The 12,047-nt window shown below is 50.8% G+C and carries 10 protein-coding genes; 8 read left to right on the forward strand and 2 right to left on the reverse strand.

What is annotated here, in order from left to right; translation table 11 throughout:
* Positions 1 to 236: 236 nt before the first annotated feature.
* The 8 genes from B5D63_RS30860 (at position 237) to B5D63_RS35860 (ending at position 9,800) form a co-directional block, all read left to right on the forward strand.
* Entirely contained in the window at positions 237 to 3,491 is a 3,255-nt protein-coding gene (locus B5D63_RS30860; protein WP_078672728.1) for a SusC/RagA family TonB-linked outer membrane protein, read from the forward strand.
* Positions 3,492 to 3,501: 10 nt separating this feature from the next.
* On the forward strand, positions 3,502 to 4,980 hold the full coding sequence (locus B5D63_RS30865; RefSeq protein ID WP_078672729.1) for a SusD/RagB family nutrient-binding outer membrane lipoprotein: 1,479 nt from the start codon (positions 3,502 to 3,504) through the stop codon (positions 4,978 to 4,980).
* 163 nt (positions 4,981 to 5,143) lie between these two features.
* Complete coding sequence (locus B5D63_RS35190) at positions 5,144 to 5,317, forward strand: hypothetical protein (RefSeq protein WP_159456233.1); 174 nt, start codon at positions 5,144 to 5,146, stop codon at positions 5,315 to 5,317.
* A 273-nt stretch (positions 5,318 to 5,590) separates the two neighbouring features.
* Positions 5,591 to 7,174, forward strand: coding sequence for a discoidin domain-containing protein (locus tag B5D63_RS30870; protein ID WP_078672730.1), 1,584 nt, complete (start codon positions 5,591 to 5,593; stop codon positions 7,172 to 7,174).
* Positions 7,175 to 7,281: 107 nt separating this feature from the next.
* The gene (locus B5D63_RS30875; RefSeq protein WP_078672731.1) at positions 7,282 to 8,187 is read left to right on the forward strand and encodes a helix-turn-helix domain-containing protein; all 906 of its coding nucleotides are present in this window, start codon (positions 7,282 to 7,284) and stop codon (positions 8,185 to 8,187) included.
* 73 nt (positions 8,188 to 8,260) lie between these two features.
* Complete coding sequence (locus B5D63_RS30880; RefSeq protein WP_078672732.1) at positions 8,261 to 9,094, forward strand: SDR family oxidoreductase; 834 nt, start codon at positions 8,261 to 8,263, stop codon at positions 9,092 to 9,094.
* Positions 9,095 to 9,379: 285 nt separating this feature from the next.
* Entirely contained in the window at positions 9,380 to 9,556 is a 177-nt protein-coding gene (locus B5D63_RS35195) for a class I lanthipeptide (protein WP_159456234.1), read from the forward strand.
* A gap of 58 nt (positions 9,557 to 9,614) precedes the next feature.
* Positions 9,615 to 9,800: a class I lanthipeptide gene (locus B5D63_RS35860; protein ID WP_200817131.1), complete on the forward strand. Its 186-nt coding sequence runs from the start codon at positions 9,615 to 9,617 to the stop codon at positions 9,798 to 9,800.
* A gap of 126 nt (positions 9,801 to 9,926) precedes the next feature.
* On the opposite strand, the gene B5D63_RS30885 is transcribed toward B5D63_RS35860, so the two are convergent.
* The gene (locus B5D63_RS30885) at positions 9,927 to 10,964 is read right to left on the reverse strand and encodes a proline racemase family protein (protein WP_078672733.1); all 1,038 of its coding nucleotides are present in this window, start codon (positions 10,962 to 10,964) and stop codon (positions 9,927 to 9,929) included.
* A 40-nt stretch (positions 10,965 to 11,004) separates the two neighbouring features.
* Positions 11,005 to 11,967, reverse strand: a complete 963-nt coding sequence (locus tag B5D63_RS30890) for an ornithine cyclodeaminase family protein (protein WP_078672734.1) — start codon at positions 11,965 to 11,967, stop codon at positions 11,005 to 11,007.
* Positions 11,968 to 12,047 lie beyond the last annotated feature (80 nt).

Here is a 12,047-nt window from a genome sequence, read left to right on the forward strand (position 1 = left end):
GCACGGAGCAATCCGGTGCCGGATTTTAGCGCTTGCTTTTATTATCTTTAGAAAGAAGACTGTAATCCTCCGACCTATTTTTCGACCAACGGCTGTAAGCTCAAGCCAATGCCACAATGATTGATATATGAAACCCAGTTAAACAGCCCATTTTTTATCAACGAAAACCCAATGATAATTATGAACCAGGCATAATGACCGGACCCTCTATATTTTTCAACCAAATCTGAACCATCATGAAAAAGACGTTATGTCTTATTGCCATTCTCATGGCGATCACCCTCCTATTGCCTGCCCAGCAGCGACAGGTAACCGGGAAAGTGACGGGCAACAATGCGCCTGTTCCTTTCGCCACCGTCCAGCTGAAAGGTGCTGCTACCGGCACCACGACAGACCAGCAGGGCAATTTCAAAATAGCCGTTATGGGTAAAGACGCCGTGCTTGTCGTCCGAAGCCTCGGTTACCTCTCCAAAGAAATATCTGTAGGAGATGCTGCCAATATCAGCATCGACCTGCAGCCCGATGAAAAGACCATGCAGGAAGTAGTCGTTACGGCGCTCAACGTAAAACGTGAAAAGAAATCGCTCGGCTACTCCGTCCAGGAAGTAAAAGGGGCAGCACTCACCCAGTCGAAAGACGCCAACTTCATCAACGCACTCAGCGGAAAAGTAGCGGGCATTCAGGTTACCGGATCGTCCGGTAATATGGGAGGATCTGCCAGGATCACCATCCGCGGTATCAACTCCATCTATGGCAACAACAACCCGCTGTTCGTTGTCGACGGCGTACCGATGGACAACAGCTTTTTTACCGGTAATAATCCCACCAGCAGCCTCGACCAGGAACGTGGCCGCGGTGGGTATGACTATGGTAATGCCATACAGGATATCAATCCCGCTGACATCGAATCTTTGTCAGTGCTGAAAGGAGCCGCCGCGTCCGCGTTGTACGGCACCCGTGGCTCCAACGGCGTTATCGCCATCACCACTAAAAAGTCTAAATCAGGCGCCGCCAGCGGCATTGGCGTGTCTTATAACTTTGGTGCGCAAATGGAAAAAGTATACATCATGCCGCAATACCAGAATGAATACGGTGGCGGTTATAAATTCACCAAACTCTATGTAAAAGAACACCCGGAAGGATTCAAAGACGGCAAAGCCACCTATGACGACAACGATGGCAAAGGCCCCTATGACCTCGTCCCGGATTATGAGCCCGACGTGTCCTGGGGCCCGCGGCTGGACGGCAGGCTCGTTCGCCACTTCTGGTCATGGGACAAAAACAAACAAAACCCGGACTTCGGCATATCGGCTCCCTGGGAACCGCATCCCAACAACAATCGCAGTTTCTTCGAGACAGGCCTCACACTCACCAACAGTGTAGCCGTTACCGGTAACAATGAAAAAGGCGCTTTCCGCCTCTCCTACACCAACCTTGATCAGAAATTTGTTTTACCCAACTCCAAACTCAAACGCAATTCGCTCAGCTTCAACGGCAACTATGCCATCTCCCGCCGGCTGGAGGCCTTCATCGGCGTCAATTACGCCAGCACCAATACACTTGGCAGGCCCGGCACCGGCTACCACGGCAGGAACGTTATGCAGGGTTTCACCGAATTCGGGCACCGCGACTGGGACATGGAAAAGATGAAAGACTATGCCTACGCGTACGACGGGTCGCAACGTTCGTGGAACCGCGGCGCATGGGACGATCAGCCGCCCCGGTATACCGACAACCCGTACTGGACACGATATAAAAACTATCAGACAGACCGGCGCGACCGCGTATTCGGCAACGCAGGCATCAACTTTAAACTCACCGATTACCTGACGATCACCGGTAAGTTTATGACCGACTTCTATACAGACAGCCGTCAGGAAAGAGTGGCCATCGGCTCACAGGGAATACCCGCCTACATTGAAGCCACCCGCTTTATAAAAGAGAACAACTATGAAGGACGTATCAATTTCAACAAGTCTATAGGCACCCACTTCTCCCTGACCGCCTTTGCGGGTGTCAACAGAAGGGAAAACTACCTGAAATTCACCGGCGGCGAAAGCAAAGACGGGTTAAACATCGATGGCTGGTACAACCTCGCCAACTCCCGGCAACCCGCACGGGCCTACGACCGTGTGGAGAAGCTGCGTGAAAACGCCGTTTTCGGCAGCGCCTCGCTGGGCTACCAGGGCATGCTTTACCTCGATGTCACCGGCAGAAACGAATGGTCCAGCACCTTGCCGGCCGCCCACAATTCCTACTTCTTTCCGTCTGTATCCGGATCATTCGTGTTTTCCGAACTAGGCGGTCTGAAAAACACCAGCTGGCTCTCTTTCGGCAAACTCCGGCTGGGATGGGCACAGGTAGGTAAAGGCACCATTCCGTACAGCACGGCGCTGGCGTACCTGGCTGAAGAGAACTTCGGCTCCACCGCCCACATCACCGTTCCCGACCGGCTGAACAATGCGAACATCAGGCCGGAGATCACCACGGAAGTTGAAGCAGGACTGGAATTACGCTTCCTGCACAACAGGCTGGGAGTAGATTTCAGCGTATATGACAAAAAATCAAAGGACCAGATCATCCCGCTGACGATCTCCGCTTCTTCCGGCTATACCACCGCCATTATCAATGCGGGGCTGATCAGGAACAAAGGGTTTGAACTGGCGCTCACCGGAACGCCCCTGCAGACCCCGGGCGGGTTCACCTGGGACCTGGGCTTTAACATCGCCCGTAATAAAAATAAAATCGAAAAACTGTACGACGATCCGGAGAAAGGTATCCGCGTGACCAACCTGCTGCTGGCCAACGCCCCCTTTGCCGTATCCGTGAACGCCCGCGAAGGTGAAACCTACGGCTCCATCGTTGGTTATGCGATCAAACGGGACGCCAACGGTAACAAGCTGGTAGGCGCCGACGGTTTCTATATCAGGGACGCCAGCCAGTCGGTGCTGGGCAACGCGCTCCCCGACTACACCGGTGGTTTTTCCTCCATGTGGAGCTACAAAGGCATTTCGCTGGGCGTCAATTTCGATTTCCAGATCGGTGGCCGGTATTTCTCCACCACCACGATGTTCGGCCGGCAGTCCGGTATCCTGGCGGAAACAGCTGAAAACGGCATCCGGGAAAATGGTACCGTGGCAGACGGATATACGGAAGACGGCAAGAAAAACACGAAAGTCATATCCGCTTATGATCACTTCAATAATAACAACGGATACGTGGTACAGGAACTCGATATGTGGGATGCCGGTTATCTCTACCTGAAGGAGATCAACCTGGGGTATACATTTGAGAAATCATTTGTGTCCGCCCTTAGGCTGCAACACCTTCGCCTCTCTTTCTCCGCGAGGAACGTATGGCTGATCAGTACCGCCAACCCGCATCTCGATCCCACCAGCCTGGCCATATCCGCTGGCAACGTACAAGGCATTGAAGCCGCTGCACTGCCCTCTGTACGCTCTTTCGGTGTTAACTTATCCGTTTCCTTCTAAAAGCAAAGCCATGAAAAAAACAATATTCAAAGAACTGTGCTTCGCGTCGGTACTAATAATCCTGCTGGCAGGCTGTACCAAAAAATTCGATGAGATCAACCAGGACCCGAACAACCCCAAGACAACCGATCCGGGGTACCTGCTGGTTGCCGCCGAGAAAAAAGCCATTGACAATGTCTGGAACGAATGGAACAACGGCCGTACCGGCATGCATTACGCCCAGTACTGGTCCGCCACTACTTACTCCAACGAGAGCCGTTACCAGATCCGCGAAAACCAGAACAACACTTTCTGGAACATACTGTATGCCGGCACCATCAAAGATCTCAACGAGATCATCAGAATTAATACAGAAAAGCCCTTTGATTATTCTCCCAACCAGATAGCCATCGCCGAGATTTTAAAAGTATGGACCTATCATATGCTGGTGGATGTATATGAAGACATTCCCTACAAATCCTCCCAGGGCGGCCTCGACCGGCCCAATAGTCCATACGACAAGGCTATCACCATTTACACCGATCTCCTGAAAATACTCGGTGAGCAGGTGACTAAACTCGATCCGTCCAAAGGATCTTTCCCTGCCAAAACAGATATCATCTATAACGGAGATGTCAACAAGTGGAAACGTTTTGCCAACTCCCTCCGGCTGCGTATAGCCATCCGCGTGAGTGACGTACCTTCTTTACAGACGCTCGTCAAACAGAGCATCAACGATGCCGTCACCTCCGGGGTATTTACGTCCAACGCTGACAATGCCATCTTCCGGTATGTGGAAGCGCCGCCGAACAATAATCCGCTGAACGAATCTTACAAATCGCGTATTGATTTCTGCATGTGTAAAACCATGGTCGACTATATGCTCGATATCAAAGATCCCAGGCTGCCTGTTTATGCAGCACCGGCAAAAGACAACGGCAGGTATATCGGTAAAGCCTACGGACTTAACCAGCAAAACGGGGAAACCATTCCCAACAGCGCTATTTCCTTACCCGGCAGCGCTGTGCTGGACGCCAAAGCGCCGGCCGTTTACATGGACTATGCCGAAGTGGCGTTTATCCTGGCCGAAGCCATAGAACGCAACATCATCACCGGCTCCGCCGAAGAATATTATAAAAAAGGGGTCAGGGCCTCCCTGGAAGACCGTGGCGTGGCCGCCGCCGCCATAGACCCATACATTGCCGGTGTTCCTTATAATGGCGGCGACTGGAAGAACGTGATCGGTACACAAAAGTGGATCGCCCTGTACATGCAAGGCATGGAAGGCTGGTTCGAAAGGCTGCGTCTCGACTTCAAAAAACCCAACGGACAAGCCCTTTTCGTGGCGCCAGTTGACGGCTCCCTCGACCGTGAAGTCACCGTCGTGCCCACCCGCATGACCTACCCCGTGGACGAACAACAGCTGAATAAAAGCAACTACGACAAAGCAGTCCAGTCTATCGGCGGAAAAGACAGTAAAGCAGCCAAACATTTCTGGGACCTTTATTAGTAAACTCTTGAGAATATAGAGACGGTCATCAAAACAGGTCGGTCTTCGCAGGAAGGCCGGCCTCTTCTTTTCAGCCAGCGGTGACCCCGGAGAAATAACGATGCGCTGAAAACCACCCATGGCGCAGAAGACAGGGTGGAATCATCTTTTAAATCTTAATGTTATGAAAAAGAAAATGTCGTTGACCAAAAAACTGATGTTGACCAAAAACATTGTAGGGACCATGACCAACCATCAGCAGGCAACTATCCTGGGCGGCCGTCTCACCACTATCGGGAGAACATGCCACGTGACCGGAGGCTGTCCTGTAGCGCCTGAACACCCGGGCCAAGGCTGATAAAACAACGGAAACCGCATAACCGGCGGTTTCCGTTATAGTCATTTTCCCCTTAAAATAATATCCCCAACAAATAAAAACTATTCCTTATTTTTGGACAGAACAATGAATATCAGTCATAGCAGAAGACCAGCTTTTTGTTATTGGCTATTTACCCCTTCTCCTGTGTTTTCACGTTGACAAGTTTTCCCATTATAACAACCGAAAAACCCGTTGGTACTATGTAAACATACTATCTGGTAAACCTTTATTCTTCATCCAAAACAGTAAACAATGACCAAAATCGCTCCTTTCATGGTGGTGGCCCTCGCATTGGCAGTGGCAATCACCAGCTGTCAGAAACAACCCGAATCCGCTACTCTTCAGAAACTGGACAACAAAAAGTCGCAGGTGGCCGTCAATGGCGTAGCCAATGGCACCTACATGCTCAACGTTGTCTATTTCGTTCCATCCGACCTTGATACCGTTCCGGGATACCGGGAAAGGCTAAACGGGGTATTCCTCTATATGCAGCAGTTCACCACCAAATGGATGAACCAGTGGGGATACGCGGGCAGAACAATGGGCTTGCAGACAGATTCCGCCGGCCGGCTGAAGATATCGCTGGTCCGCGGGCAGCTGGGCAAAAGCAGCTACCCTTACGAAGGCGGCTCCGGTGCGGTAATGAGTGAAGTAAACGCCTATTTCGCCGCGCATCCTGCCGAGAAAAAAAGTGATCATATCATGGTGATCATCCCCACCTACTCCTACGGCGCCAACGGAGATCCCAGCGGCGGGCCTTTCTACGGCATCGGCCGCTGGTGCTTCGCACTCGACTACACCGGCCTGGACACCATCAACCTGGGAAAACCGGACGATAAATTCTCTACCAAATGGATCGGCGGTATGGCCCACGAAATGGGACATGGCATTAACCTCCCGCATAATGGCGGCGCCCAGTCCCAGAATATCCAATACGGCACCACCTTGATGGGCTACGGTAACGGCACCCTCGGAAAAGCGCCTACTTATTTCTCCCCGGCAGATGTGGCCATACTGGCCAATGGCCAGGTATTCAGCCCCGTTACGCGAAGCGACTGGTACACAGATCCCGGCTGCCAGGTGACACGGGTATATGCGGAGTACAACAGCGGTTCCGCCAGCATTATTGTTTCCGGTAAATTCTCGGCCACCAAGGCGGTGAAGGATATCGCTTATTACAACCGTAACACCGGCAACGATAATGGCGGCTATAACTCGGTCACCTTCGCCTCCAAACCGATAGGCACTGATAGCTTCCGTATCAGTATGCCGGTGAGCGACTTCAGGGACAAGGGAAATACGAACTATGAATTCACGATCCGGCTGTGCCATGAAAACGGCAGTATTACCAGTTATGTAGCTTCCTACAGCTTCGTCAATGATGTTCCCGTGGTCACCTTTGGCGATAAAGTTGTTTATGACAAAACCGGATGGACAGTTGCCGCCTTCAGTTCAGAAGAAACGGCCGCGGAAAACGGCGCCGCCGCCAATATCATAGACGGCTCCGGCAGCAGCTTCTGGCACTCCCGGTGGTCATCGGCTGCTACCAGCTATCCGCACACCATCACTATAGACATGGGTCAGACGCTGGATGTAAACCGGTTTACCTTTAAACAACGGAACAGCAGAATGGTAAAGGATATACAGATTCTGTCCAGCAATAACAACAGTACCTGGACACCGATCGGGAATTTTACCCTGGCGGCCACCTCCAATCCGCAGCACATTGTGCTCCCCTCCACCAAAAACTTCCGTTACTTCAAACTAAATATGACAAGCTCCTATGACGGCGAACAGTTCGCCGCCATGTGTGAAGTGGGCACCTATAAAGATTGACGAAGACAGACCATCGTATATAAAAATCCGGGTAAACCTACCCGGATTTTTTTTGACCTGATGGTCCTCTCGGAAAAAAGTTTCAACTTAGCGGTTCATACCGGTCTATGGCAAAAGCAACCGCATCACTGGAAGCCTTCTACAGGGATAAATTCGGCAGTCTGACGGAGGACTTGCAGAAAAACATCGGGCAGTTTAATGTCTTCAGGATTGAGGACAGGGTCCGGACGGGCGCCACTTCCCCTACTTTTGTGCGCAGGGATTTTTTTAAGATCATGTTGTTCCGGGGAGATAATATCTTTCACTACGGCGATCAAAGCGTTCCGGTAAGCGGCAACACGCTGCTTTTCTTCCATCCGCAGGCACCTTATACTTATGAACCGCTAAAACCCGGCACCAGCGGTTATTTCTGTGTGTTCCGGGACGAGTTTTTCAAAGAGAACCTGCGACTGGAACTGGGCAAGCTGCCGCTGTTTACAACAGGTACACCGCCGGTATTTAGCCTGGACGAAGAAAAAGCCGGAGAGGTAACGCTCATTTTTGAGAAAGTAATCCGGGAACTGGATTCCGATTACACCTATAAATATGAACTGATCAGGGCTTACATAAGCGAGCTTATCTATTTAACGATGAAGCTCCAGCCTGCCGGCAACCGGTACGAGCATCCCGATGCCGCGTCGCGGATAACGGCCGTTTTTACCGAACTGCTGGAACGGCAGTTTCCCATTGAATCGGCGTCCCGGCGTTTTGAGCTGCGTTCTCCGAAAGTCATCGCAGACAAGCTCTCCGTCCATGTTAACTCACTCAACCGCGCCATTAAAAAAACGACCGGGCGCACTACCACTGATCTTATCTTCGAACGGCTAACGGCGGAGGCCAAAGCGCTGCTGAAACATACTACCTGGAACATTGCCGAGATCAGTTATGTGCTGGGATTCGAAGACCAGGCGCATTTCAACAACTTTTTCAGGAAACAGACCACTATGAGCCCTTCGGATTTCCGGCAGGTTTGAATTTGACAAATATTGGTTTGTATACGACAAAGAGGCTATCCGGCAGCGGGGTAATTTTGCTTAAAAAAAGAGCATGAACCAAACAAAAATCTGGTATATCACCGGCGCATCCAAAGGAATGGGATTGTCCCTCGTAAAAGAATTACTGGCCAAAGGTCAACGTGTGGCCGCTACCTCGCGGACACTGAGCGCATTTGAAGGATTCAAGGGAAACGATAATTTCCTGCCACTGGAAACGGACCTGAAAAGCGAGCTGTCCGTTACCGCCTCTATAAAACAAACCGTTGAAAAATTCGGCCGGTTGGACGTTGTCATCAATAATGCAGGTTATGGATTAGGAGGCGCATTGGAAGAACTCACCGCCGGGGAGATCAATGAAAATTTCGAAATTAATTTCTTCGCTGTGGTACGGGTAATACAGCAGGCCTTACCGTATATGAGGCAACAGCGGTCGGGGCATATCATCAATATCTCTTCCATCGCTGGTTTTGCGCCCGGTGTGGGCTGGACGGTATACTGCGCCGCCAAATTCGCTGTCAGCGGTCTTAGTGCTGCGCTGACCAACGATCTGAAGCCTTTGGGCATTCATGTCACCAATGTGATGCCTGGTGCGTTCCGGACCCATTTCGTCAAAGCAGATTCCATCGCCTTTGGCCGCCAAATGATAACCGATTACGCCCATTTGCGGGCGTCGCATGAAAAGATGAACAGTATGGACGGCGCCCAATTGGGAGATCCGGATAAGATGGGAGACATCTTCCTGAGACTAACATCCAGTCCGAACCCTGCTACGGACCTTTTTCTGGGCAGTGATGCCTTCCATCGTGCCACGGCCAGGATAGCGCAGTTGCAGGAACAGCTGAGCGAATGGAAAGCCGATTCTTTCTATACTGATTTCACCGCTTAAACCCGTTAAGCGCCCAGGCATCCGGGATATACCAGCTATTCTCCATAAAAAAAATGACTGCAGCAGAAGCGCCAGTGGCAAAGATTTTCTTTATAATACTTCTGTCTTGTTTCAGAAAGATTGCTTATCTTAATTATCTCAGAAAAATAACCCGTATCAATAACCCACTATGCCCTCATCACCTTCCAACATACAAAATCATCACCAGCTTCTTGCGCTGAACATCCACCCCATGGCGCCACTCCACGTAAAAGACAGGGGAGGTCTGTACAAAAAATCAATGTTATGAAAAAGAAAAACATCGATCTGAAGAAAAAACTGATCCTGAAGAAAGAGGCGGTAACCACCCTCACTTCCTTTCAGCAGGCACTTTTAGCCGGTGGCGCTGCACGGGCTACCCGCACCCTTGAATGCGAAACCCGGCCTATTACCGGAAGACCTGTATGCTACCTCTGCCCTTGATCGCCGAGGAACAACAACTGGGATTGTCCCGCATTGTTACACACATCAAACCCGTAAAATGAAAAAGAAAAAACTGTCTTTAAGCAAGAAATTGATTCTTCAACGGGAGATTATCGCTCCTCTGAACAATCAGGCACAGTCTCAGTTAAACGGAGGAGGCCCCAGAACTACCTGGGGATGCCCTACCTGGTTGCCTAATGCAGGTTGCTACACTGAAACAAACCCGCAAATTCTTTGCAATTAATCCCGGCGCACTGCCGGATTAATGCAGTGAATCGCTAATGCCAGACGGCCTGCCGCGTAAGCTGGCAGGCCGTCTTTCCAATACTTTTATCCCGCATTATTTGATTACAGCACAGGCGTTGGTATATTATCTGAAAATAAATCCTTCCTTAAAGGGGTCTTCCGGATCGAAGTAAAAGGTATGGCGCCCGGTAACAAAAGCTGTTCCACTCACTTCCGGCACCACAGCGTTATGTTGTCCCAAGCGCGTCAGTTCTCTCACCGTTACTCCCATCGTGCTGCCGGTAATACTTTCGATAATAATCGTTTCATGCTGCTTTAATGTTCCTTTGGCGTAATGCAGCGCTGCCCTTGCGCTGACGCCGGACCCTGTTGCAGAGCGGTCTACCTCTCCCTCTGCAAAGATGCACACATTACGGCTGTGATGTCCCTTCCCGCGGGCTCCCCCTGTAAAAATAGTTCCATATAGAAAGCTCAGGTCCTCTTCAAAAGGATGCCTGATCGTGAAGTTATTCATCACTGCATGCTTAATGCGGCGGCCGTAATCGATAAGCTGGTTATAGTGTGCCCCGTCCAAATCAAGTTGCAGGTGCGCTGCCTCCACGAATGCATAAAAAGCGCCGCCATAGGCCACATCAAATTTCACACGCCCCATACCGGGCACTGTTATTTCCTGGTCTGCCAAATATAAAAACGACGGTACATTACGAAAAGATACATCGCCTACTTTACCATCTTTTACTGTGGCGCGGGCATAGATTTTACCCGCCGGCACATTGAAAACCAGCTCAGGATGGTCCCCTTCCTTTCTGACAATACCGGTTTCCAACACCAGCCTTGTCAAAGCAATGACCGCATGTCCGCACATGGTGCTGTAACCTTCGTTGTGCAGAAAAAAAACGTCCAGGTCTGCATCTGAAGAAGGCGAGATAACGGCGCCGTACATGTCTGCATGGCCACGGGGCTCCCACATGATACCGGTACGGATAAAATCGAGGCGCTCTTTGAAGTACCGTCTTTTTTCAAGCACGGTGCCGCCTTCCACAGCCGGCAACCCGGAAATGAAAACACGCAGCGGTTCGCCACCGGTATGCATATCGATCGTTTCTATCTTTAACCACCCGGCGGGTACGTCCAGGGAAAAGTTATTCAGCAGTGTTTGCATTTTATACGGAAATAAATGATGGAGAAACGTTGTTGATGGTTTAAAAAGAAACATCCATACCGACACGACCTGCTTTGGCCTTTTCATACAGCGCTTTTGCCATAAACAAATCAAAAAGCGCCATGCCGGCGGACTTGTAGGCTGTTGTACCGTGTACATCCACTTTCTCTTCACCGGTTAAAAGTTTCCCGATGGTAAACACCTCCTTCTCCTGTAGGAGTCCCTTTCTGAGCGGATTAATAATATCGCCGGTTTCTGTTTTGGCAAATACCGAATCAATGGCCAGCTTCCCGGATAGCCGGAAAACCTGGTCGGGCAACTCCTGCATATCAGGTTTGTAAGAACCTATACTAATGAAATGTTTGTTTTCCAGCAGACGCGCATCATCCGGCAATACCGGCGTGGCAGAGCGGCTGGCAGCGATAATGACGCTCGCCTGTTGCAGGACCGTCTCCGCATTCTCACAGGGCATCACTGCTACCGATGGGAACTGCGCATGAAGCGCCGTACGAAATGCTTCCATACCTGCTGCTGATCGCTGCAGGCAATAAATTTTCGTTACCGGGCGCACCGCACAGGCGAAGATAGCCTGCTGTATCCCTTGTACTCCGCAACCGATTAGTCCGACCGCATCAATGTCAGGCGGCGTCATATACCTGACCCCTATGGCTCCCAGTGCGCCTGTACGCAACGCCGTCAACTTAGCGGCATTCATGATGGCCAGCGGGAAACCGGTTTGCGCGTCATTGAGCAGCATGGCGCCATTGGTGACCGCCAGCTGTTCCTGACGGTTTCCCGGCATTACTGCGACCAGCTTCGTACCAAAATAATCACTGGAAAAAGAGGGCATAGCAAGAAGCGTATTCTCTCCCCAGTCAATGTGCATACGTTTGGGCACCAGGCAGCTATTTTGTTCATTGGCGACCAGCGCCGCCTCTACAGTTGCCAGCACTTCATTCAGTGACAGAAGGCCCGCAATATCGTTATCGTTTAATACCAGCATGACAGATATCCCCCAATTAAAATCCGGCAACAAGGTATTACTTATTGATATTGTCCACCCCACCAATGTTAACCGCTTCT

Origin of the sequence: Chitinophaga eiseniae (assembly GCF_900167135.1) — a bacterium.
GTDB classification, from domain to species: domain Bacteria; phylum Bacteroidota; class Bacteroidia; order Chitinophagales; family Chitinophagaceae; genus Chitinophaga; species Chitinophaga eiseniae.